22 protein-coding genes are annotated in these 23,946 nt (G+C 62.9%); 3 read left to right on the top strand and 19 right to left on the bottom strand.

What is annotated here, in order from left to right; all coding sequences use genetic code 11:
• Positions 1–34 precede the first annotated feature (34 nt).
• Positions 35–328: a type II toxin-antitoxin system ParD family antitoxin gene (locus AC0L3E_RS19900; protein ID WP_473605422.1), complete on the top strand. Its 294-nt coding sequence runs from the start codon at positions 35–37 to the stop codon at positions 326–328.
• Positions 329–339: 11 nt separating this feature from the next.
• Here the strand turns inward: AC0L3E_RS19900 and AC0L3E_RS19895 are convergent, their stop codons facing one another.
• The 6 genes from AC0L3E_RS19895 to yajC all read right to left on the bottom strand — a co-directional run bounded on the left by AC0L3E_RS19895 (position 340) and on the right by yajC (position 6,003).
• A complete protein-coding gene (locus AC0L3E_RS19895) occupies positions 340–1,290 on the bottom strand; it encodes a sterol desaturase family protein (RefSeq protein ID WP_189367825.1) in 951 nt (316 codons plus the stop codon).
• Positions 1,290–1,724, bottom strand: a complete 435-nt coding sequence (locus AC0L3E_RS19890; RefSeq protein WP_127397141.1) for a hypothetical protein — start codon at positions 1,722–1,724, stop codon at positions 1,290–1,292. Before AC0L3E_RS19890 ends, AC0L3E_RS19895 begins: the two co-directional genes overlap by 1 nt.
• Before the next feature lie 89 nt (positions 1,725–1,813).
• Complete coding sequence (locus AC0L3E_RS19885) at positions 1,814–2,644, bottom strand: phytoene/squalene synthase family protein (protein ID WP_473605421.1); 831 nt, start codon at positions 2,642–2,644, stop codon at positions 1,814–1,816.
• Position 2,645: 1 nt separating this feature from the next.
• The gene (locus AC0L3E_RS19880; RefSeq protein WP_164748856.1) at positions 2,646–3,089 is read right to left on the bottom strand and encodes an Mth938-like domain-containing protein; all 444 of its coding nucleotides are present in this window, start codon (positions 3,087–3,089) and stop codon (positions 2,646–2,648) included.
• A complete protein-coding gene (secDF, locus tag AC0L3E_RS19875) occupies positions 3,064–5,613 on the bottom strand; it encodes a protein translocase subunit SecDF (RefSeq protein WP_128289442.1) in 2,550 nt (849 codons plus the stop codon). The genes AC0L3E_RS19880 and secDF overlap by 26 nt, the downstream gene beginning before the upstream one ends.
• Positions 5,614–5,664: 51 nt before the next feature.
• Positions 5,665–6,003 (bottom strand): preprotein translocase subunit YajC, encoded by a 339-nt coding sequence (gene yajC / locus AC0L3E_RS19870; RefSeq protein WP_127270542.1) that lies wholly within the window; start codon positions 6,001–6,003, stop codon positions 5,665–5,667.
• A 296-nt stretch (positions 6,004–6,299) separates the two neighbouring features.
• On the opposite strand from yajC, the gene AC0L3E_RS19865 reads away from it, so the two are divergent.
• Entirely contained in the window at positions 6,300–7,175 is an 876-nt protein-coding gene (locus AC0L3E_RS19865; RefSeq protein ID WP_127323075.1) for an ATP-binding protein, read from the top strand.
• 39 nt (positions 7,176–7,214) lie between these two features.
• Here the strand turns inward: AC0L3E_RS19865 and AC0L3E_RS19860 are convergent, their stop codons facing one another.
• Positions 7,215–8,033 (bottom strand): helix-turn-helix domain-containing protein, encoded by an 819-nt coding sequence (locus AC0L3E_RS19860; protein ID WP_473605420.1) that lies wholly within the window; start codon positions 8,031–8,033, stop codon positions 7,215–7,217.
• A 113-nt stretch (positions 8,034–8,146) separates the two neighbouring features.
• On the opposite strand from AC0L3E_RS19860, the gene AC0L3E_RS19855 reads away from it, so the two are divergent.
• Positions 8,147–9,037, top strand: a complete 891-nt coding sequence (locus tag AC0L3E_RS19855; protein WP_127320716.1) for an NAD-dependent epimerase/dehydratase family protein — start codon at positions 8,147–8,149, stop codon at positions 9,035–9,037.
• Positions 9,038–9,150: 113 nt separating this feature from the next.
• On the opposite strand, the gene AC0L3E_RS19850 is transcribed toward AC0L3E_RS19855, so the two are convergent.
• The 12 genes from AC0L3E_RS19850 to argS form a co-directional block, all read right to left on the bottom strand.
• Positions 9,151–10,662 (bottom strand): peptidoglycan DD-metalloendopeptidase family protein, encoded by a 1,512-nt coding sequence (locus AC0L3E_RS19850; RefSeq protein WP_473605418.1) that lies wholly within the window; start codon positions 10,660–10,662, stop codon positions 9,151–9,153.
• Positions 10,663–10,857: 195 nt separating this feature from the next.
• Positions 10,858–11,511, bottom strand: coding sequence for a protein-L-isoaspartate(D-aspartate) O-methyltransferase (locus AC0L3E_RS19845; protein ID WP_127329501.1), 654 nt, complete (start codon positions 11,509–11,511; stop codon positions 10,858–10,860).
• Positions 11,508–12,266 (bottom strand): 5'/3'-nucleotidase SurE, encoded by a 759-nt coding sequence (surE, locus tag AC0L3E_RS19840; RefSeq protein ID WP_127329503.1) that lies wholly within the window; start codon positions 12,264–12,266, stop codon positions 11,508–11,510. The genes AC0L3E_RS19845 and surE overlap by 4 nt, the downstream gene beginning before the upstream one ends.
• Positions 12,266–13,570, bottom strand: coding sequence for a serine--tRNA ligase (gene serS, locus AC0L3E_RS19835; RefSeq protein ID WP_127329505.1), 1,305 nt, complete (start codon positions 13,568–13,570; stop codon positions 12,266–12,268). The genes surE and serS overlap by 1 nt, the downstream gene beginning before the upstream one ends.
• A gap of 196 nt (positions 13,571–13,766) precedes the next feature.
• Entirely contained in the window at positions 13,767–14,642 is an 876-nt protein-coding gene (gene tatC / locus AC0L3E_RS19830; protein WP_127320714.1) for a twin-arginine translocase subunit TatC, read from the bottom strand.
• On the bottom strand, positions 14,639–15,439 hold the full coding sequence (gene tatB, locus AC0L3E_RS19825) for a Sec-independent protein translocase protein TatB (protein ID WP_473605417.1): 801 nt from the start codon (positions 15,437–15,439) through the stop codon (positions 14,639–14,641). The genes tatC and tatB overlap by 4 nt, the downstream gene beginning before the upstream one ends.
• A 29-nt stretch (positions 15,440–15,468) precedes the next feature.
• Entirely contained in the window at positions 15,469–15,690 is a 222-nt protein-coding gene (locus tag AC0L3E_RS19820; RefSeq protein ID WP_023812188.1) for a twin-arginine translocase TatA/TatE family subunit, read from the bottom strand.
• A gap of 169 nt (positions 15,691–15,859) precedes the next feature.
• On the bottom strand, positions 15,860–16,624 hold the full coding sequence (gene scpB / locus AC0L3E_RS19815) for an SMC-Scp complex subunit ScpB (RefSeq protein WP_473605416.1): 765 nt from the start codon (positions 16,622–16,624) through the stop codon (positions 15,860–15,862).
• On the bottom strand, positions 16,621–17,421 hold the full coding sequence (locus AC0L3E_RS19810) for a segregation and condensation protein A (RefSeq protein WP_050596706.1): 801 nt from the start codon (positions 17,419–17,421) through the stop codon (positions 16,621–16,623). Before AC0L3E_RS19810 ends, scpB begins: the two co-directional genes overlap by 4 nt.
• Before the next feature lie 61 nt (positions 17,422–17,482).
• On the bottom strand, positions 17,483–18,502 hold the full coding sequence (gene nagZ, locus AC0L3E_RS19805; RefSeq protein ID WP_127267596.1) for a beta-N-acetylhexosaminidase: 1,020 nt from the start codon (positions 18,500–18,502) through the stop codon (positions 17,483–17,485).
• A gap of 132 nt (positions 18,503–18,634) precedes the next feature.
• A complete protein-coding gene (locus AC0L3E_RS19800; RefSeq protein ID WP_473605415.1) occupies positions 18,635–22,021 on the bottom strand; it encodes an SPOR domain-containing protein in 3,387 nt (1,128 codons plus the stop codon).
• Positions 22,022–22,124: 103 nt separating this feature from the next.
• Positions 22,125–23,882 carry an arginine--tRNA ligase gene (argS, locus tag AC0L3E_RS19795; protein ID WP_473605414.1) on the bottom strand — a complete coding sequence of 586 codons (1,758 nt, stop codon included), beginning with the start codon at positions 23,880–23,882 and terminating at the stop codon, positions 22,125–22,127.
• Between the last annotated feature and the right edge of the window lie 64 nt (positions 23,883–23,946).

Here is a 23,946-nt window from a genome sequence, read left to right as displayed (position 1 = left end):
ACAATCCTACTTGCTGTCCAATGGGAGCCGTTCCATGGAATTCGCCGAGAAACTTTCTGTCACAGTCACGCCAGCAATGGCCCGCCTTATCCACCAAAAAGTCGAAGACGGCTCTTTCGGCTCGGCGAGCGAAGTCATCCGCGCGGCGCTCCGGGCCTTCCAGCGCGAGGAAGAGGAGCATGCCGAGCGCCTAGCCGCGATCCGGGCCAAGATAAAGGCTTCGATCGAAGATACCCGTCCCGCTGCTCCGCTGGATCACGCCATCGCGCAAGTGAGGGAACGAATCGCGCAATTGGCGTACGACAGCGATGACGACGGACCCTCCTGACATAAGAAGTTCTACTCGGCGGGCTCGACACCCACGCTTGGCAATCCCGGCTTCCCCGCCTCAGCAGGATTTCGCCTGACATAGGCAGCCTTCAAACTCTCCGAAGTCTCGCGCAAGCCGTCATGGCTCCACCCCGGCGGCTTGATCAAGTAGTTGATGCGGTCGCGCACCGTCAGCCTTGGCGCAAACGCATCCCTGAACATGCCGATCCATTCATGGAACGCCACTTTCAGCGGATTGAAGGTGCCGAGGTTCCTGACGATGCCGTAGCGCGGCCGGTCTTCTTCCAGTTCCCCGACGAAGGTACCGAACATGCGATCCCAGATGATCAGCGTGCCGGCATAGTTGGCGTCGAGATAGCGCGGATTGGTGGCGTGGTGGACGCGGTGGTGTGACGGCGTGTTGAAGACGAATTCGAACCAGCCCCACATCTTGCCGATGGTCTCGGTGTGGATCCAGAACTGCCAGACCAGATTGAAGCCGAAGGTGAAGGCAATCACCGCCGGGTGGAAGCCGAGCAGCACCAGCGGCGCCTGCAGCACGAACATGAAGGTGAACAGGCCCGTCCAGCTCTGCCGCAGCGCCGTCGACAGATTGTAGTGCTGGCTGGAATGATGATTGACGTGTTCGGCCCACACCCAGCGCACCCGGTGCGCGATGCGATGATAGGCATAGTAGCGCAAATCATCGAGCAGGAAGGCCACCAGAAAAACCCAGACCGACAGGCCGAGATTGAAGACGCGGAATTGCCACAGCCACAGCAGCGCCCAGTAAGACACGACGCCAAGCAGCAGCCCGGCAACGACATTGCCGGTGCCCATCATCAGGCTGGTCAAGGTGTCGCGCGTCTCGAACGAACCCTTGGCACGGCCGGTGCGCACCAACCAAAGCTCGATCAGGATCGCGACCACGAAGAACGGGATGGCCAGTTGGGTGACTTGCGGGAAATTGTAGCTGTCCATCATGCGGCCTGCCTGGTGGAATTTGAATGTTGCGGCTCAAGTGCTTTCAGCACGCCTTGCGCATCCACTGCGCTGGCAAAGCGGAAGCGGCCGCCCTTCCAGGTGAAATCGGCGAGCCGGAACGAGACCGTGTTCGCATCTTCGGCGTTCAAAACCGCGACATCTTGAGGCGTGACGATGCGGGTCAAAAAGCAGTCGCCGATGCCGTGAACGATGCCGATGCGCCCTCGCGCGAGGTCGAGGAAAGCCGATCGGCCATCCGCCGTCAGTCGAACCGCTGCTGTGATCTCGTCGGGAAAATCCTCGGCGAAGCGGCTCCTCGCCTGATCAATGCCGGCCAGCGTCGCCGTCTTGCTGCCGCCTGTGAAATGCACCGCGGCAACCGACAGCGCGATGCCAAAGGCAACGATCGCGACCAGTACAGGTAAGCTCATTGATCTCCTCCGGCCCGGTCTGTTGTCTTCGGCAACAGTTTTGGCGCGGGGAAGTCTTAACATGATTGACGTTTACGTCAAAGCGCAGGCTAGCCCTTGCTCGCGCGACGCAGCAGCAGCCAATGCCGGCGCAAGGCCGACAGCCGCGCCACGCCTTCGAGCGGCGAACCATTCTCCATCTTGCCGAGGTAGGCACGTGACAGGGCGAGCGGCAGGAATGCCGGACGCAGCGAGACAGGCAAGGTCGGTGCGCCTTGCTCGAAGGCGGAAAGATGTTCCCGTGCCAGCGCCATCATCGCCGCCACCGCGCGTTTGGCGCCGGGTCCGCCATCACCAGCAATGAATTCTTCCGGCGACGATCCCGCCGCCGCCAGAATGTCGGCCGGGACAAAACACTGTCCGCGCCTGCGGTGCAGCGGCAACAGCAGCAACAGGCCGATCATCGCCTGCGCGCAGCCTGCCCTGCCCGCCAGTTCGGCAAAGCGCGGCGCCGCGCCGGGGTCGAGCACCATCGCCGCAAGCTGGATGAGTGCTGCGGCCGTCTCGCCGCAATAGCCTTCCAGATCGGTGCGCGACGGCATCGGGTCGTCGTAGAGGTCGAAAATGCGCGCATCGAGCATGTTCTCGAAGGCCGGTTTCGGCAGGTTGAATGTCGCTATTGTGGCATTCAAGGCTTCGGCTGTGGGATGGCCGGCGCCCGCCTCCCCGCCGGCGGCAATGACATCGCGCCACCATTGCAGCCGCACCTCGCCCGGCAGCGCCTCATGGATGCGATCGCGAATACCGGCGATCTCGGCGTTGAAGGCGTAGAGCGAAAACAGCGCGCCGCGCTTGTCGGCCGGCGCGTAGAGCGCAGTCAGATAGCGGTCATGGTCGGCGGCGCGCACCGCGTCCATGACGATTTTGGCATTCTGGGACATGTCAATCTACGGCGATGAGCGCCGCGGCCACCGCGCGCTCTTCCGCCAGAAGGACATTGTAGGTCCGTACCGCGGCACCGGTCGACATCGGGTCGGACGCAATGCCGGCAGCCTTCAGCGCGGCTCGCAGTGCGGCGGGCAATGGCCGGAGATCCCTGCCCATGCCGACCAGCAGGATCTCGACCTTGCCGGCCTCAGCCAGCAGCTTGTCGAAATCCGCCACCGTCAGCACCAGAGGATCAGCCGGTTCCCAGCCATGGATGCCGGATGGCAGGCACATGAGCGAACCGCGATGCGACATGTCGGCAAAGCGGAACCCGCCATTGCCATAGGCTTCGATCGGCGCGCGGCCCGGAAAATGCGCCTCGCGGATGACGATGCCTTTGCCGGTCACCGCTATACCCCTTCGGGGCGGCGCGTCAGGTCGCGACCGCCTTGCCGCCATTGACCGGCTTCTCCTCGTCGGCCGAAGCCTGCGGCCTCAGCTTGAACAGGATCAGCAGCGGTGCGGCGATGAAGATAGACGAATAGGTGCCGAAGACGACGCCGAACAGCATGGCCATCGTAAACGAGCGGATCACCTCGCCGCCGAACAGCACCAGCGCCAGCAGCGCCAGGATCGTCGTCACCGAAGTCAGCGTCGTTCTCGACAGCGTCTCGTTGATGGCGTTGTTCAACAGCTGCGGCAGCGGCATGCGCTTGTATTTTCGCAAATCCTCTCGAACACGGTCATAGACCACGATCGTATCGTTCAGCGAATAGCCGATGATCGTCAGGATCGCCGCCAGCGATGACTGGTTGAACTCCAGTCCGGTGATGACGAAGAAGCCGAGCGTCATGACCACATCGTGCACCGTCGCCACGATGGCGCCGACCGCGAACTGCCATTCGAAGCGGAACCAGACATAGACCAGGATGCCAAGCAGCGCGATCAGCATGGCGATCGTGCCTTGCTTGGCAAGCTCGCCAGAAACGGTCGGTCCGACCACTTCGACGCGGCGGAAATCGTAATTGTCCTGCAGCTCGCCACGCACCTTGTCGATGACGGTCTGCTCGGCATTCTCGCCACCATCCTGCGTCCCGACGCGGATCAGCACGTCGTTCGGCGTACCGAACTGCTGCACCTGAACTTCGCCGATGTTGAGCTCGGTCAGCCGCGCACGGAGGTCGGCGAGGTCGGCATTGCCGCTCTTGGCCTGCACCTCGATCAGCGAACCGCCCTTGAAGTCGATGCCGTAATTGATGCCAACGGTCATGAACAGCACCACCGACAGGATCGACAGTGCGCTGGAGAGCGTAAAGGTCCAGCGACGGATGCCCATGAAGGGGATCTTGGTGCCGGGTGGAACGAAAGTCACCGGCGCCTTCGGCAATTCCTTCGGGCGAGCCCGGCGCAGCCAGATCGAGACCAGCAGGCGGGTGAAGGTGAAGGCGGTGAAGACCGTGGTCAGGATGCCGATGGCGTAGGTGATGGCAAAGCCCTTCACCGGCCCGGTACCGAGATAGAACAGCACTACGGTGGCGATCAGCGAAGTGATGTTGGAATCGACGATGGTCGCTAGCGCCTTGGTGAAACCGGTATCGATCGCCTGGATCACAGAGCGGCCGGCGCGTCGCTCCTCGCGAATACGTTCATAGATCAGCACGTTGGAATCGACCGCCATGCCGATGGTCAGTACGATACCGGCGATACCAGGCAAGGTCAGCGTAGCGCCAAGCAACGAGAGCACGCCGACGATCATCGCCACGTGCACCGCCAGCGCGATGTTGGCGAGGAAGCCGAGGAAGCCGTAGGCGACGAACATGAAGGCGACGACGAGGATAGAACCGATGATGCCGGCGACCTTGCCGGCATGGATCGAATCCTGGCCAAGGCCCGGACCCACCGTGCGTTCTTCGATGACCGTCAGCGTTGCGGGCAACGCACCGGCGCGCAGCAGCACCGCAAGGTCATTGGCGCTCTGGGCAGTGAAATTGCCGGAAATCTGGCCGGTGCCGCCGAGGATCGGCTCGCGGATCTGCGGCGCCGATATCACCTGATTGTCGAGGATAATGGCGAACAGCTTGCCGACATTCTGCGCCGTGGCCTGACCGAAGCGCGCCGCCCCTTTCGAATCGAAGCGGAACGACACCACCGGCTCGTTGTTCTGCGAATTGTATGTCGCCTGTGCGTCAACGAGGTTTTCGCCCGAGACGATGACGCGATTTTCGATCAGATACGGAACCGGCGGATCGTCCTGCGAATACAGCACCGACGAGCCGGCGGGCGGACGGCCATTGAGCGCGTCCTGCACCGGCATCGACTGGTCGACCATCTGGAAGGTCAGCTTGGCGGTCTGGCCGAGGATTTCTTTCAGTCTCTGCGGGTCCTGAAGACCCGGCACCTGGACAAGGATACGGTCGTCGCCCTGCCGCTGCACGATCGGTTCGGTGGTGCCGAGTTCGTTGACGCGGCGTTCGACCACCTCGATCGACTGCGTCAGCGCGGTCGACGTGCGGTATTTGATGCCGGCGTCGGTGACGTTGAACTTGAGCAGGCCGGGCTCGGAATCGTCGAGCGTCATTTCCTGGACGGAGCCGCCGGTGAACAGGCCGGCAGCGACCGGATCGGTCAGCGTCTTCAGCGCCGTCTTGGCGGCATCGATCTGGGCGGGATCGGTGATGCGGACCTGCAGGGTCCGCCCCGTGCCGGCAAGGCCGGTATAGCCGATCTTGGCGTCGCGCAGCATCGTGCGGATTTCATCGCGCGTCGTCTCCAGCCGATCCTTGATCAGATCGTTCTGGTTCATTTCCAGCAGGATGTGCGAACCACCCTGCAGGTCGAGGCCGAGCGTCATCTGCCGCTTCGGCACCCAGCTGGGCAATTGCGCCAGCGTGCTGGCGGAGAACAGGTTGGGCGCGGCGAGGATCACTGTGATGGCCACGGCCACCCAGATCAGGATCATCTTGAAGCGCGAAAAATACAGCATATGGCGTCGTCCGTCAGAGCGTGTCCGCGGATCGCTCCGCCTAAAATTGGATTATTTCTTGGCGTTTTGGTTGGCCACCGGCTCGCCCTTGACGCGCACATCGGCGATCGTCGAGCGCAGCGCCGTCACCTTCAAGCCGTTACCGAGGTCGATCTCGAGCTCGTTGTCGTCGATCACCTTGGTCACCTTGCCGACGAAGCCGCCGCCGGTGACGACCGTGTCGCCGCGACGGACAGCCGCCAGCATCTCGCCGCGCTTCTTCAGCTGCGTGCGCTGCGGCCTGATGATCAGAAAATACATGATCACGAAAATCAGGACAAACGGCAAAATGCTGATGAACATGTCGGGAGAAGCGCCGACGCCTTGGGCGTATGCCGGTGTCACGAACATCGAGGTACTCCTGATTTTTGAAAACAGCCGCCAATTTGGCGGCCCTTGAAATTTGGCCGGAATATAGTCGGTAAAGTTGTCAATGCAACTGCGCGGCCGGCCAAATCGGCTGCTTTTACGGCCTGTTGAGCCGTGTTAGAGCATGATCGCGAAAAGCGCGAGCCGGTTTTCTCAGACAAACGGAAACCGTTTGCCAGAGATCACGCTCGAACAAAAGGTTGCCACCGGTTTTGGATCAGAGGGAATCGGGCACGTTCACGCTCCCAAATGTCGAAACCGCGAAACAAAAGACAGACATGACCGACAGCAGCATTGAAGCCCTGAACCAGAAACTCGACCGGCTGATCGAGGCGGTGAGCCGCCTCGCCCCGCCGCCGGTGCCCGAAACCGACCTCGGCGAGGCCGATTGCTTCGTCTGGCAGGCCGATCCGGGCTATCTGGAACCGGTGCGCAGGGTTAACCGCGTGGACATCGGCCTGATCCGTGGCGTCGACCGTGTCCGCGACATCCTTGTCGACAACACCGAACGCTTCGCCGCCGGGTATCCAGCCAACAATGTGTTGTTGTGGGGCGCGCGCGGCATGGGCAAATCGTCGCTGGTCAAGGCCGTGCATGCCGAGATCAACGCCAAGACCAAGTCCGACCTGCCGCTGAAGCTGATCGAAATCCACCGCGAGGACATCGACACGCTACCGAAGCTGATGGGCCTGCTCAAGGCGGCCCCCTTCCGCTTCATCCTGTTTTGCGACGATCTCTCCTTCGACCATGACGACACTTCGTACAAGTCGCTCAAAGCCGCGCTCGAAGGCGGCGTCGAAGGCCGGCCGGCGAATGTCATCTTCTATGCCACTTCGAACCGCCGGCACCTTTTGCCGCGCGACATGATCGACAATGAGCGCTCGACCGCCATCAACCCTTCCGAGGCGGTCGAGGAAAAGGTGTCGCTGTCCGACCGCTTCGGGCTGTGGCTCGGCTTCCACAAATGTTCGCAGGACGAGTATCTCGACATGATCGACGGCTATATCAGCCATCATGGCCTTGTCATCGATCCCGAGCAGTTGCGCTCCAAGGCATTGGAATGGGCGACGACGCGCGGCAGCCGCTCGGGCCGCGTTGCCTGGCAGTTCACCCAGGACCTGGCTGGACGGCTCGGCAAGCCACTGAGGGACTGACACGTTGGGTGGCGTCGCCAAGGCCATCCAATGAGAAGATCATTTGGGCTGCGCCCGGCGCAAATCACGCGGCGTTTGGCCGATCTCGCGGCGCATCCAATGCGCCAGATGTGACTGGTGCGCAAAGCCCGTCAATTCCGCCACCTCGCTTGTGCTGAGATCGCCTCGCTGCAGCATGGCGCGTGCGCGTTCGACGCGACGTCGCACCACGTAGCGGTGCAGGGTGACGCCCGTCGCCGCCTTGAACCAAGCCCGCAAGTGCGAGCTGCTCGCCCCGGCAACTCGGCTCAATCGCTGGATTGAAAGGGGCTCGTGCAAGCCAGCTTCGATATGCTCCAACACGCGCTTGAGCTGGGCATCTGACAACCGGTTTGTTCGCTCGACATCGGAATTCTCAAGACCGAGCAGCCTCACCGCCAGAGCGGCGCCAATGCTGTCGGCAAACAAAGATCCACTCGGTGAGTTTGCGCCGAGATCGCTCTCGAGTGCACGGGCGAGATGTTGGATGCGCTGATCACGAAGCAGATGACGTGTGTCGAGCGGCAACGCGCGCGCCTTGCCACCTAGCTCAGCCGCCACCCTTTCCATCAGGGCTGGTTGTAACGCGATCTCGATCGTGTCGAACGGGGTTTCGGTCTCGAAGCCGCCCTCTTGGCCAGCGGGCACCAGGTCAATATCGCCAGCGCGCCTCACGAAATATCGACCAACCTCATTGCAGTAGGAACGCGTCGCCGCGCTTGCATGCACCATGATGCGATGATGGGCCGCCCTGGAGAGACGATGGACGCCCGCTTCGATATGCCAGAAGGCCATTGTGACGTCGGGCGGAAATCGGGCCGGAACAGACTGCGAATGCATGCTCTCTCGCTTCCTGGCAAAACCTGTCCAAGAATTGGCAATTCCCGCGCGATTTTCAATGCCATGGACATGTACCTACGCCTCTCCATCGAGCTTGGACGAGAGGTTACGCCATGAGTTTTTATGTAGTTGTCGGAGCAGGCCCGGTCGGGCACGAGACCGCGCGCCTTCTGGGCGAAGAAGGACATGATGTCGTTCTCACGAGCCGGAGTGTCGGCTCAAACGCGTTGCGGAACGTCCGGGCGGTGCAGGCCGATGCCACCGATGCCGTTGAACTGGCGCGTATCTGCCGAAACGCCGACGCCATTTTCATGTGTGCCATGGCCGCCTATCACCGGTGGCCGACCGACTTCTTCCCAATCATCGACGGCACCGTGCGTGCCGCGGAAGCGGTCGGCGCGAAGCTTGTGGTTCTCGGAAACCTCTATGGCTATGGGAAACATGCCGATAGTCCGCTTCACTCCGACCTGTCTCTGGATCCGACGTCGAAGAAAGGGACCGCCCGCACGATCATGTGGCAACGGGCGGTCCGTGCGGACGTGCCGGCAGTCGAAGTGCGGTCCAGCGATTATCTTGGATATGGCGCGGTCAGCTCTTTCTCACTGGTCGCGCTGCCCTCCATAATCGAGGGGAAACCGACTGCTTTCATTGGAAACCTCGACGCGACTCATGCCTGGTCCTTCACGAAGGACGTGGCCAGGACGCTGGTCGCCGCTTCCCGCTACACGGGCGAATGGCGACGGGCGTTCCATGTTCCATCGCAACACGCCTCACCCCGGGAACTCATCCTGACGACGGCGGCAATGCTTCACCGTGAAATTCCAGAAACACGTTCCTATTCCATCCCCGAAATGGAAGCATTGGGCATGCATGAACTCATCGAGATGAGCTATCTCTTCGACAATCCCTTGCTGGTCGATTCCTCCGACGCGGAGACGCTTCTCGGAATCAAGGCCAGCGGCCTTGACGTCATGATCGCCGACACTCTGCGTGATCATCTTTGAAGCTTGAAGACTGGCGCGTCGCGTTGAAACTGAAAAAGCCCGCTCCTTTCGGAACGGGCTGAGCCGGCGGGCCGGACTGGAGGTCAGACGGCCCGCAAATTGCTTTTTTTCTTCTATTCGAGGTAACCCGAGGGATCGACCGGGGCCGAGTTCTTGCGCACTTCGAAGTGCAGCTTCGGCGAGTCCGTCGTGCCGCTCATGCCCGACAGCGCGATTTCCTGGCCGCGCTTGACCTTCTGGCCGCGCTGCACCTCGATCGAGCTGGCGTGGCCGTAGACGGTGACCAGGCCATTCTCGTGGCGCACCAGCACCGTGTTGCCGAATTCCTTGAGGCCGTCGCCGGCATAGATGACGACACCGTTCTCGGCTGCCTTGACCGGTGTGCCCGAGGGCACGGCGATGTCGACGCCGTCTTTGCCGGAGCCGAAACCGGAGATCACGCGACCGCGCACCGGCCAGCGCATCTTGCCGATGCCGGTGGCGTCAGGCGCGACGGCATCGTCGGCCTCGGCCTGCTGGATGACCTTCGAATCCTTCTTCGGCGGCGTGTAGGACGCCAGCGTTTCCGACGGCGTGGTCTTTGCCGCGGGCTGCGTCGTGGCCGTCGTCACCGGATCGACCTTGGCCGGCTTGGCGGCGGCGACGGTCGCGGTTCCGCCGGCGGCCACCTTCAGGGTCTGGCCGATCCTGAGCAAGCCATCCTGCATGCCGTTGGCCTGCTTGATGGCAACGACTCCGACACCGGTTTTCCTGGCAATCGAGGAAAGCGTGTCGCCCGACTGAACCGTATAGGTGCCAGCTGCATTGGTCGCCTTGGCCGCGGCCACCTGCGGCTTGGGCTCCTTGGGCTGGCTCGCGGCGGCCGACGTGTCGACCTGAGCGGCGGATTTGCCCTCCCTAGGCTTCGGCTGCTGCGGCAGGACGGCGACTTTGTCCGGCGCAGTGGCCGGCAGGTTGTGCTTGGTGTCTTTCGCCGGCTTGGCATCCGCGAGCTTCGGCTCGCTCTTGCTCGAATAGGCGTAGGCCGGGATGACCAGCTTCTGGCCGGTCTTCAGCCCCTTGGTCGCGCTCAGCCCGTTGACCTTCATGATCACGTCGGACGGCACCTTGTAGCGCTGCGCCAGGCCGCCGATCGTTTCGCCGTCCCTGACGACGATCTCGGTTGCATGCGGAGTGCCGGAAGCAGCCACGCGGGGTTCGTCAGGTTGCGAAACCTTGAAAGGCGATGCCACCGGGGCGACGGTGCCGGTCGTGGTCCTGTCGACATGCGGTGCGGGGGCCAATGCGGTGCGCACCGGCTTCGATACCGGCGCCACGTCGGGAGCCTGGGCAACGGGCGGCGGCAGCGGCCGCGTCGAGACCGGATCGAGGCTGGAGCGACTGACCGACTGTGTATGGCTGCCATCGATCGGAGCGGCGGCGACATCGCCCGGATAGGGCTGCTGTACGGCATCCTGCTTGTTGATGATGGCGCGCTGATTGTTGGTCGAGGATGTAAAGACATCGTCGACGCCATTGAACCGCGAAACCTGGGAACTGCACCCCGCAGCAGCACCCGCGACCATCAGTATGGCGCAGCCTCGCGCCAGATTGCGACCGTTTGTCTTCAAAACACTGAGTTGCATCGCACTAACCCGCACATACCCGGTACAAACTAGGCATGATTAAAGCGCGTTAATGTTACTCGACGGTTAACCCCATGGAATCCGGCGCAATTTTTCTTAAAATATTAGAGAGCGAGCCCAGGGGAGATTTTCAGGTCATGCCGGCCGGGGTCGAAGACGCACCCGACGCGGCGCGGCCTGACATCGACAGACGCGCTAGATGATAGCGGCGACACCGCGCAGGATCGGCTGCAGGCGAACGAGGCCGATGTCTTCACGCTCGAAGCGGCTGCCGACCTTGGTCAGCTTGGCCAGCACCTGTTCGCCCTCTTCGGGGCCGATCGGAGCGATGACGATACCGCCGCTCGACAATTGGTCGAGCAGGAAGCGCGGCAGGCTGTCGAAGGCAGTCCAGGCGACGATACGGTCAAATGGCCCTTCATTCGGCAGCCCGCCGGAACCATCGGCGTGGCGCACGATCACATTGCCGATGCCGAGCGCCTCGAAGCGCTGCCGCGCCTGCTCGGCGAGCGTCTTGTAGCGATCGGTGGTGATGACCCGCGCCGCCAGCCGCGACATCACCGCCGACGTGTAGCCCGAGCCGGTGCCGATCTCGAGCACGCGGTTGCCCTGCTCGATAGCGAGCGCCGCGATCACCGCCGCCTGCATGTCGGCACCTTCGATCGCCTCGCCGCATTCGATCGGCAGCATACGGTCCGACCAGGCGATCTGATGGAACTGGGCCGCCAGGAAGCCGCGCCGCGGCGTCGCCTCGAAGGCCGCGATCAGCGCCTTCGGCACAGTCCCCCGGCCGCGCAGACGCAGCAGAAAGGCGGCAAAACCTTCGCGGTCATCGATCCCCTGATTCATGCAAGCGCCTTGCTCAATTGGTCACGGATTTCATGCGCGGTCAGATCGAGCTGCAGCGGCGTCACCGACACCAGCCTGTTGCGCAAGGCGTAGAGATCGGTGCCTTGCTTGCCCTCGACCGGCTCGCGGCCGAAGCGCAGCCAGTAGTATGGCAGGCCGCGCCCGTCGCGGCGCTCGTCGACCCACAGGGAGTGCACGAGCTTGCCTTGCGTGGTGACCACCGTGCCGGCGACCTCTTCGGGCGTGCAATTGGGAAAATTGACGTTGAGCAGCACGCCGTCCGGCAACGGCGTCGCGACCAGCTTCTTCAGCAGCGCCGGCGCCAGCACCTCTGTCGTCTCGTAGGGCACGACGCGATCTTCGCCGACATAGCTGTAGCCCTGGCTGAGCGCGATCGAGCGGATACCGAGCAGCGCGCCTTCCATGGCGCCGGCGACGGTGCCCGAATAGGTGACGTCATCGGCGATATTGGCGCCCGAATTGATGCCGGACAGGATCAGGTCGGGTGCGCCAGGCAGGATTTTCTTGACGCCCATGATGACGCAATCCGTCGGCGTGCCGCGCACGGCAAAATGCTTCTCGCCGATCTTGCGCAGCCGCAGCGGCTCCGAGATCGACAGCGAATGCGCGTAGCCGGACTGGTCCTGCTCGGGCGCCACCACCCAGACATCGTCGGACAGCGTGCGCGCGACGCGTTCGAGCGACGCCAGGCCCTCGGCATGAATGCCGTCGTCATTGGTCAGGAGGATACGCATTATTTCGCTTCGATCTTTTCCAGGCCGCCCATGTAAGGCCGCAGCACTTCAGGAATGGTTACGCTGCCATCCTCGTTCTGGTAGTTTTCGATGACGGCGATGAGCGCGCGGCCAATGGCTGTGCCCGAGCCGTTGAGGGTGTGGACGAAGCGGTTGCCCTTGCCGTCTTTGTCCTTGTAGCGGGCGTCCATGCGGCGCGCCTGGAAATCGCCGCACACCGAGCAGGACGAGATCTCGCGATAGGCGTTCTGGCCGGGCAACCAGACCTCGATATCGTAGGTCTTGCGCGCGCCAAACCCCATGTCGCCGGTGCACAGCGTCATGGTGCGGAACGGCAGGCCGAGCCGCTTCAGCACTTCCTCGGCGCATTGCGTCATCCGCTCGTGCTCGGCAAGTGACGAATCCTGATCGGTGATCGACACCAGCTCGACCTTGTAGAACTGATGCTGGCGCAGCATGCCGCGCGTGTCGCGCCCGGCCGAACCCGCTTCCGAGCGGAAGCACGGCGTCAGCGCGGTATAGCGCAGCGGCAGTTTTTCATGCGCGGTGATTTCTTCACGCACAAGGTTGGTGAGTGGGACCTCGGCGGTGGGAATCAGGCCAAGCCTGCCCTCCCCGTGCGGCGCGAAGAACAGATCTTCCTCGAACTTCGGCAATTGGTTGGTGCCGAACAGAACATCGTCCTTGACCATCAACGGCGGGATGACTTCTTCGTAGCCATGTTCGGTCGTATGCAGGTCCAGCATGAACTGGCCGAGCGCACGTTCCATCCGGGCCAGTCCGCTTTTCAGCACCGTAAAGCGCGAGCCCGACAGCTTTGCCGCGCGCTCGAAATCCATCATGCCGAGCGCTTCGCCGATCTCAAAGTGCTCCTTCACCCAGTTCGGCCGCGTCGGCACCTTGCCGACGATGTGCTTGACGACATTGTCATGCTCGTCCTTGCCGACAGGCACGTCGTCAAATGGTACGTTGGGCAGCACCGCCAGCGCATCGTTCAGCGCCTTGTCGAGCTCGCGTTCGCGCGCCTCGCCGTTCTGGATGAAGACCTTGATCTCCCCGACTTCGGATTTCAGCGTCTCGGCCAGGGCGGCATCGCCCGAACGCATGGCGTTGCCGATCTCCTTCGACGCGGCATTGCGGCGCTCTTGCTTGGTCTGCAGCTCGGTGACGTGCTCGCGCCGGGCCTCGTCCGAGGCGATCAGCCCGTCGACCATGGACTGCGCCTCACCGGCCGACCACGAGCGCTTCACCAGCGCCTCGACAAGGGCCTTCGGGTTGTCGCGAATCCATTTGATGTCAAGCATGGTTTGAAACGCTCCTGGGTAGCATGTCGCCCAAAAGTGCACAGCGATTTGGGACAACGACATGCTCAAAACAAAACTGAAAGGCATCGCTTTGAGCGCGATGCGTTTCAGCCAGAGGGCGTAAACCGCATCCGAGATCGATGCAAGAGGACGGGGCGACGACTGTGTTTTTCCGCCGCTGCAGCCGCTCTGTCGCCTATGAGGAGGCAGGTGCCGGGGGCTCGTCCGGTGCTTTGTCCGCCACCTCTTCCGCCGCGTCCTGCTTCTCGCGTGCCACGCGCTGCTTTTCCCGATCGCGCTCGATCAGCCGGGCAGCCCAGATGGACACCTCGTAGAGAAGGATGGTCGGGATGGCCAGGCCGATCTGACTCATCGGATCGGGCGGCGTCAGTATCGCCGCGACGACGAAGGCAATGACGATCGCCCATTTGCGCTTCTCGGCCAGTCCCTTGGACGAGAGCATGCCGACCCGTGTCATCAGGCTGGTCACCACCGGCAGCTGGAACACCAGGCCGAAGGAGAAGATCAGCGTCATGATCAGGCTGAGATATTCCGACACTTTCGGCAGCAGCGAAATCTGCACCTGATCGTCGGTGCCGGCCTGCTGCATGGCGAGGAAGAACCACATCACCATCGGCGTGAAGAAGAAATAGACCAGCGATGCGCCCATCAGGAACAGGATCGGCGATGCGATCAGGAACGGCAGGAAGGCGTTGCGCTCGTTCTTGTACAGGCCGGGCGCGATGAACTTGTAGATCTGCGTGGCGATCAGCGGAAAGGCGATCACCATGCCGCCGAACATGGCGAGCTTGACCTGGGTGAAGAAGAATTCCTGCGGCGCCGTGTAGATCAGCTCGACCTTGTGCGGATCGAGCCCTGCCCATTGCGTCGCCCATTTGAACGGCACGACCAGGAGGTTGAACAGTTTCTTGGCGAAGAAGAAACAGACCAGGAAGGCAACGAAGAAGCCGCCCAGCGACCAGATCAGCCGCCGGCGCAACTCGATCAGATGCTCCATCAGCGGCGCCGACGATTTCTCGATCTCGTCCTTTTCGGTGTCCGAAACGCTCACTTGGCGGCTCCAGCCGTCTTCTTGGCCACCGGCTTCTTCACCGCTGCAAGCTTCGGTTCGGCTTTCGCCCCCATCTTGGTCGCTACAGTCTTGGTCGCCACGGCTTTGGCCGCGACAGCCTTGGCCTCAGCGGGCGTCTTGGCCCTGGGCGCTTCAGGCTGTGCCGCCGTCATGGCCTTCGCCTGCGTCTTGGACGCAGACGCTGCCTTCGCGGCAACCTTTGCACCATTTGCCGAAGCTTTTGCAGCCGGCGTCGCTTTTGCCGGCGCAGGCTTGGTTGGTTTCTTCGCCGCCGACGCCTTCGGCGCCGCAACGCGTTCCGCCGGCGCCGACGAGGTCACCACCGATTCGTCGGTCATTGCCGGAAAAACCGGCGCTGCTGGCGCTGCTTCCGGCCCGTTGACGCCAGGCATGGTCGTTGCACCGCTCTTCAACGGCTCGGCCGCTTGCGGGGTCGAAGCGACAGAGCTTGCCGGATCGGCTGCCGGCTTCGGCTTCATCGCCGCATCGACGCCGGAGCGAACGTCGGCCGCGGCCTGTTCGAACGGATTGAGCTGCTTCCTGATCTCAGCCATCGGGCTCATGCCCCTGAGCTCGTCGACGGACTTCTTGACGTCGTCGAGCTCGGCTTCCTTCAGCGCCTCGTTGAACTGTTTCTGGAAATCGGACGCCATGGCGCGCAGCTTCGCCGTCGTGCGGCCGAAGGTGCGCAGCATATTGGGCAAATCCTTGGGTCCGACGACCACGATCATGACGATCGCGATGACCAGCATTTCGGTCCAGCCGACTTCAAACATGGCACTCTGTTCCGACTAGAACCTTGGGCTCAGCTCTTGCTGGCTTTTTCCTTCGCGGCCGCAACGGTCTCGTCGGCACGATGTTCGACGGTGCGCTTGTCTTCGGCAACCTCGTCGTCGGCCATGCCCTTCTTGAAGCTCTTGATACCCTTGGCCATATCGCCCATCAGCTCGGGAATCTTGCCGCGGCCGAACACCAAAAGCACGATCACCAGCACGATCAGCCAATGCCAAATCGAAAATGAACCCATAGCAAATCTCTCTCGAATGTTTTCCCTGGCGATGATCTATGCGTTTTCGCGTTGGGATTCAAACACAACTGCGACAGAGTTTATGAAAGGGTGACGGATGTCACGCATTTTCGACGGGAACGCCCGCTACGAATCCGCGCATCCTCATCAAGTTGGCCGCCAATGCCAGTCAATCTTCCGTGACGCGCGGCGTCAGCAGGCCGAGTTCCTCGAGATCGATGTCGGTCAGCGCATCCTCGTCGTCGGTCAATGCGTCGGGATCGGCCGGCGGCTGCGGAATGGAGAAATTCGACGGCATGCGGCCCGAAAGCAGTCCAGCCCCCTTCAGTTCCTCCATGCCAGGAAGATCGCGAATCTCTTCCAGCGCGAAATGGTCGAGGAAGGTCTCCGTCGTACCGTAGGTCACAGGGCGTCCGGGCGTCTTTCGCCGGCCGCGCATGCGCACCCATTCCGTTTCCAGCAACGTGTCGAGCGTGCCTTTCGAGGTTTCGACGCCCCGGATGTCCTCGATCTCGGCGCGCGTCACCGGCTGGTGATAGGCAATGATCGCCAGCACTTCGAGAGCCGCGCGGGAGAGCTTCCTTTGCTGAACGGTATCGCGGCTCATCAGGAAAGCCAGGTCGCCGGCGGTGCGGAACGCCCAGGCGTCGCCGACACGCACCAGATTGACGCCGCGCCGCACATAGATCTGCTGCAGCTCGGCCATGGCCAGGGCAATGTTGATGCCGTCAGGGAGGCGTGCCGCGAGCTGCTTTTCGCTGACGGGTTCGGCGCTGGCGAACACGATCGCCTCGGCCATGCGCACGGCCTCGGCCAGATGCAGCCGCTCGGCCGGGTTCTGTAGCTGCTCGGCCGGATCCCGGGAAAGCGACTCCTCTTCGGGTGCATCGCCGACCTTGAACGGGATAACCGAAGCGTTGGCGCGTTCGCTCATGATGCCACCTCGACTGCCTTGATTGCCTGCGTGCGCCCGCGCAGGTAGATCGGCGCGAACGTCTGATCCTGCCGCACGTCCATCGTGCCGTCGCGCACCAGTTCCAATGTTGCCGCAAAAGAACTGGCGATTGCCGTGCGCCGCTCCTCGGGGCTGGTCATGTATGCGATCAGAAAACTTTCCAGCGCCGTCCAGTCGCTTGCAGCCCCGACCAGGCGGGTCAGGATGTCGCGCGCATCCTTGAGCGACCAGACACCGCGCCTGGCGATCGTCACATTGTTGATCGCCTGCTTCTGGCGTTGCTGGGCATAGGCGGTCAAGAGATCGTAGAGCGAGGCCGAATAGGCGTTACGCTTTTCGACGATGACCATTTCCGGCATGCCGCGCGCGAACACATCGCGGCCGAGCCGGTTGCGGTTGACCAGACGCGCCGAGGCGTCGCGCATGGCTTCCAGCCGCTTCAGGCGGAACTGCAGCACCGCCGCCAGTTCCTCACCGCTTTCGCCCTCGTCGCCGGGCTGCTTGGGGATCAGGAGCTTGGACTTGAGGAAGGCCAGCCACGCCGCCATCACCAGATAGTCGGCGGCAAGCTCCAGCCTGAGCGCCCTCGCCGTCTCGACAAAGGTCAGATATTGCTCGACCAGCGCCAGGATCGAAATGCGAGCCAGATCGACCTTCTGGGTGCGGGCAAGATGCAGCAGAAGATCGAGCGGACCTTCGAAGCCGGCCACGTCGACAACCAGCGACGGGTCGCCGGTAACGCGTGAATCGTCATTCTCGGCCCACAGACGGTCCATCGGTGCGGCCTTCGAGGCCTTGCTTTCCAATGTCTCCGCCACTCCTGTCACTTTCCCTTTGCTATGCCACCGCATCGAAGTAGGTGGCGAATTCGGCGCGTATTTCGGTTTCTTCGACCGTGTCACGGTTCTTTATATAGGTCAGCGCCCGCTTGGCGCGCTCCAGCGACGTGCCCTCAAGCCCTGTGGTGCGCGATGCGATGCCGGCCATCTCCTCGAAAACGCCGTTGCAGTGAAGGACCAGATCGCAGCCCGCCGCAAGGATCGATGCCGCCTTTGTCGGGAAATCCCCAGAAAGTGCCTTCATCGAGGTGTCGTCGCTCATCAGCAGCCCGTCGAAGCCGATTTCGCGCCGGATGATCTCGTCGATGACCTTGCCGGAGGTGGTCGCCGGATTGTTGGGGTCGATCGCGCTGTAGACGACATGGGCTGTCATCGCCATCGGCAGATGGCTAAGCTCCTTGAACGGGGCGAAATCATGCCGCTGCAGATCGCTGAGCGAGGCATTGACCACCGGCAGTTCGAAATGCGTGTCGGCAAAGGCACGTCCATGGCCCGGAATATGCTTCATGACCGGCAGCACGCCGCCCGACATCAGCCCTTCCGCGGCTGCGCGGCCGAGCTCGATCACCGGTCGCGGATCCTTGCCATAGGCCCGCGCGCCGATGACATCGCTGGCGCCTTCGATCGGCACGTCGAGCACCGGCAGGCAATCGGCTGTGATGCCGTAGCGCAGCAGGTCGAAGGCATGCAGCCGCGCCATCAACCAGGCCGCTCGGGCGCCGGCATCATGATCGTCGCGCCACAGCGCGCCGAGCGCGCCGCCGGCGGGATAGTTCGGTGCCAGCGGCGGTCGCAAGCGCTGCACACGGCCGCCTTCCTGATCGATGAACACCAGCGCGTCCGGACGCCCTATGCAGTCCCGCATCTCGGCGACCAGATCGCGGATCTGTTCGGTCTCGCCAATGTTGCGCGCAAACAGGATGAAGGCCCACGGGCATTCATTGCGATAGAAATTGATTTCTTCGCGGGTAAGCGATTTCCCGGCACAGCCGAGGATCATGGATTTTGATTCGGTCATGTCGGCAGTTTAGGGCTTTGTGCGATCAAAGGGAATCGCCAGGGACTCATCCGGGATAACGCCGGATCTGCTTTCCCCATGAAAAAAGCCGGCGCGGTGGACCGCGCCGGCTTTTGATGGTTGGCCCCGGCTTTAGCGCGAGACGAAGCAGTTGCCGCCGGCGGCCTTGTAGCTGGTGCACAAATTGATCGCGTCATTGCGTGACTGGGCCGGAACGCGCACGCGGTAGAACGTGCCTTTGCCGGCGATCTCGGCCTTGACGATGTTGGCGGTACGCCCGGCAAGCACACTGCCATAGCGGCGCTGCAGATCCTGATAGCTGGACTGGGCGCTTTCGACGGTCGGCTGCGAGGCGATCTGCATCGACCACGAGCCACCGCCGGCCGCGGTCGATGCCGGATCTATGGACGCAACCTGATCGGGCTTGACCTCGCCGACAACATCGACCGGCTGGTCGGACGGACGCTGCGGCGCGAGCGGAACCTTTGCCGGCGTGTTCGCCGATTGGGCCTCGGCTTTCTGCTTGGCGACCGGCTTGAGGGCCGGCTCGTCGTCCGCCTGGGCGGCGGCAGGCGCCACGGTGCCGGTCTGGTCCGCGTTGGCTTGGGCCGCTGGGGCAACATGCTGCGGCGCCGGATCGACCGGCTCGGTAGCGGCCACTAGCGGCGCGGCGGGCGCCGCCGGATCTTCACGCGGCACCAGCGAGCCGTCCGACTTGACCACCATGGTCCTCACCTTGCGCGGCGCAACGGCGACGACATCGGCATTGGTGCCCTTGTCGGCATCCTGCAGCACCTGCGCAATGCGGTCCTCGGACTTGGGCGCGGGCGCCGTATTGTTGGCAGAAGCGTTGGCCGAAGCGGCGCCGGCCATCGGCGCGGCATTGCCGACATCGGTTCCAGCGGCGGCTGTATTCTGGTCCGGCGAAAGGTCGATGGCGCGGGCCGGATCTTTCGCCTGGACGTCCACTGGCTCTTCGACGTTGGTGACCAGCTTTTCCTGGACCGGCTCGGCTGGCTTGGCGCCCCTGACCGCGTCGTAGACCTTGTTGTCCTGATTGGGCACCACGGCGCCGCCCGGATTCTCCGGCTTGACCTTGATCGGCGCGTTGTCGGCCTTGACGATGACAGGCGCTTCGCTGCCGCCCTTGCCGCCAAAGGACAGCGCAAAGGCCCCGAGACCGCCTGCGACCGCGACCGCGCCGACAATCGCGGCGATGAACAGTCCGCGTCCGCGCGTCGGCCTCCCGGCCTCACGCTCGCCGAGACCCGGAACAGCCATAGCCTCGTCGAGTTCGGGATCGTAGTCGAGTTCATCGACAGTAAAATCATCGGCTTGCGAAACCGGCTGGCTCCCTGGCAGGCCGTCGAGGTCGAAGCCGGAGGCGTCGGCATAACCCGTGGGCGCCGCCGCGCGGGCGGACATGTCCATCGGCCGCGCGGCATAGGTCCGCGCTTCCGGCTCATAGCCCGGCTTGACCCCGTCATAGCCCGGCTTGACCCCGTCATAGCCCGGCTTGACCCCGTCATATGCCGGCTTGAGGCTGTCATAGCCCGGCTTGAAGCCCGCGGCATAGGAGTCATCATCATAAGACGCGCTGGCCACATTGCTCGTGGGAACAGGAGCGACCTCCACCGCGTTCATCTCGGAGAGAAGGCTGGAGAACTCCGCATCGAGATCGTCGTAGCCAGACGACGCCGGTTGGTCTTCCTCGAAGTGCAGTTCGGGAATATCGAGATCGTCGGCCAGCGCGACGACACGCTCGGGTACATCGACCGTTTCGACGTCGGGCATGTCTTCGTAATGCGCAGGCTGGCGCGATTGGGGCGCCGACACCGGGGCAGCGGGAGCCACGGCCTCGACCGGCTCGGACGAACGGTAGGACGTCATGGCGGCGACTGCCGGCGCGGCGGCCACGGATGCCACCGAAGCGGCCGGCTGAGCAAACGCAGGCTGAGCACTGAATGACGGCTGCTGCGGAACGGGCGTCACGCGGCTCCACGAACGCGTCGGCTCTGCCGGTTGGGAACGCTCCGCAAGCCAATCGAGAGAATCCGCCGAATTGTCCCGGTCAGCGGCTTCGTCACGCGGATCAAGATCCTTGGGCAAAGCCGCGTCGAACGCATCATCGTCGAAATCGACATCGCCAGCCGTGTGCCAAGTCGTATCCTGGAGTTCATCAAGCATAAGGTCGTCAATATCCGCATCGGCCGCTTGGGCCGTGCCAACATGCCGGTCCTGCTCAGGCGCGGGTTCGTCAAGATCCCAGTCGAGGTCGCCGACAAGATCGGCCGGTTCCTCGGCGGGCTCGGCAACAGGCGGCAGGGCGGCGACAGCCGGCTGAGCCGTGACGGGCTCACTGGCCACCGGCGCCGTGCGCGCCGTCATGGCACCCAGCAGCGCATTCAACTCGTCTTCCAGGCTCCGTTCGTCCGCGGCCGGGGCATGCGCCGCCGGCGCAACGTGAGCCTCTGGCGCCGCCGGCTGGACCGTAGCGGCAGCAACCTCGGCGACCGGCTCTTCGGCCGTTTCGGCAAACGCGTCGTCCAAACTTAGGTCGAAAGCATCGTCCGACATGCCTTCAGGGATGGGAATATCGCCGTTCGCGTCAGTGATATCGACAAGCGCATCATGCGCGTGCGGCTCGTCGAAGGCATTCGGCTCATCCGCGCGAACGTCGAAATCCATGTCGACATCAGCCATCGCGTCGTCGAAATGGCCGGCAAAGCTCTCATCGGAGATTGCATGGCCGTCACGCGCCGCCTGCTCCGGCATGGGATACTTGACGGGCTCGGCGGCCATGAATGACTGTTCGGCCGCCGAATGGTCGTCGAGCACCAGCTCGTCTTCAAGCGAGACTGCCACCGCATCGTCGAATTCGTCATCGGAGGCAACTGGCTCGATAGAAGCGGGCGTGTCGGCAACGGCGTACTGGGCCTCTTCAGCGTACTGGGCCTCTTCGGCTTCCTCATCGATCCGGAGATCCTGGTCGAGCGAAATGGCCAGCTCGTCCGCCATCGAATGATCGTCCTCGAAGGGAGAGACGTCCTCAAGCGAACCGGCGACGGCATCGTCAAAATCAGACGCGAAAGCCGGCTCGACGGACGGCGCCGCTTCAGCTGCGACCGCATGGCTGGCGCCGGCGACGTGATCGTCTATCTCAGCCATGTCCAGTTGGAAATCGTTGTCGAGCGACACCGAAAGCTCATCGTCCATCGCGCTGGCGTCAGCCGCTTCGAATGCCGGCTCAAGCACGAAGGTCGGCTCATGAGCCTGAACAACCGGAGCGGCGTCGCTGTCGTCAGCGCCGAACTCGCCCATCATTTCTTTCTCGAGATCGATATCGAAATCGCCCTTTTCGAGCCCGTGATCGGCGGCTGGGGCCTGCGGCTGGGCGGGCGATTGCGGCCTGACCGGCTGGCGCGGGTCGAATCCCATGATCCTGGTCAGTTCCGCGAACGGATCATCGTCAGCGATGTCGTTGTTGTCGGCTACTCTCAGCTGGGTTCTGTCTGCCATTATTGTTCCCGAACTCGCACTCATTCGGACGCCATGGACGTCGCGTAGGGTTGGCCCTTACCAGCGCAATGTGGGCAAAAGGTGACAGGTTATTTAGTCAAACCTAACGCATTTCGGTGGGCGCGGCGGCTCCGATCAACGTCAGGCCGGACGTCAAAACGTCCGAAACAGCCTGCACCAGCCCTAGTCTGGCATGCGTCAATTGTCGGTCGTTAACCTTAACAAAACGTAAGTCCGGATTATCCGTGCCACGGTTCCAGTGTCCGTGGAAGCTGGAGGCCAGATCATAGAGGTAAAATGCCAGCCGATGCGGCTCGAGCGCAAGGGCGGCGGACTCGATCAGCCGCGGGTATTCGGCAAGCTTGCGGATCAGGCCGATCTCGCCCTCATCGGTCAGCAATGCCGCGGCAGACGCCAGGCTGTTGCGGTCGAAATTGGCTTCGCCCAGTTGCTCGCTCGCCTGCCGGAACACCGAATGACAGCGCGCCGAGGCGTACTGGACATAGAACACCGGATTGTCCTTGGACTGCTCGGTCACCTTGGCGAAATCGAAATCCAGGGGCGCATCGTTCTTGCGGTAGAGCATCATGAAGCGGATCGCGTCGCGGCCGACCTCCTCCACCACTTCGCGCAGCGTCACGAAATCGCCCGACCGCTTCGACATGCGCACCGGTTCGCCCTCGCGAAACAGCTTGACCAGATTGCACAGCAGGACAGTGAGCTTCACCTCGTCGCCGGCAATCGCCCGCGCCAGGGCCTCCAGCCGCTTGACGTAGCCGCCATGGTCGGCGCCGAGCACATAGATCAGGTCGACGAAACCGCGATCGACCTTGTCCTTGAGATAAGCGACGTCGGCGGCGAAATAGGTGAACGAGCCATCGGACTTGACCAGCGCCCGGTCCATGTCGTCGCCGACCGCGGTCGAGCGGAACAGCGTCTGCTCGCGATCCTCCCAATCGTCGGGTTTCTCGCCCTTGGGCGGCGGCAGCTTGCCCTTGTAGATATGGCCCTTCAGCGTCAGATCGTTGATCGCAGAGCGGATCTTCCTGGCTTTGTCGGCGTGCAGCGTGCGCTCGGAGAAGAACACGTCGTGATGCACGTTGAGCATCGCAAGGTCCTCGCGGATCATCGCCATCATCGCATCGATGGTGCGATCCTTGACGATGGCGAGCGCCTCGTCATCGGGCATCTGCAGAAGCGAGCGGCCGTATTCCGCGACCAGCGCCTGGCCGACGGGCACCAGGTAATCGCCGGGATAGAGACCGGCGGGTATTTCGCCGATATCGTCGCCCAGCGCTTCGCGGTAGCGCAGGAATGCGGAACGGCCGAGCACGTCGATCTGCGAGCCGGCGTCGTTGATGACATATTCCTTGGTCACGTCGTAGCCGGCGAAGGCCATCAGATTGGCAAGCGCGTCGCCGACGACAGCACCCCGGCAATGGCCGACATGCATCGGCCCGGTCGGATTGGCCGAGACATATTCGACATTGGTCTTCCTGCCGCCGCCAACCGTCGAGCGGCCATAGCTGCGGCCCTCGCCGAGCAGTGCGGTCAGATGTGCCTGCCAGAAGCCGTCCTTCAGCCTGAGATTGACGAAACCGGGCCCAGCCACTTCCGTCGCCGCGACATCCTTGTCGTCGCGCAGCGCCTGCGCCAGTCTTTCAGCCAGCGCGCGCGGGTTCTGGCCGGTCGGCTTGGCCAGCACCATCGCCGCATTGGTCGCCAGGTCGCCGTGGCTGGCGTCGCGCGGCGGCTCGACGGCAATGCGCGACAGGTCAGGCGAAACGCCGTCTTTGTCTTTCAGATCAAGCGCTTCGACGGCTTTTATGATTCGCGCGGTGAAATCGGCGAAGATGTTCATTTGTGTGACTCTGGGGTCTGGCTCTGGCGGCTTTGCAGCGAATCCGGCTCGTTGGCCGGCAAAA

The sequence above is a fragment of the Mesorhizobium sp. WSM4822 genome, from assembly GCF_055811155.1.
This window is presented reverse-complemented; position numbering and strand designations above follow the sequence as displayed.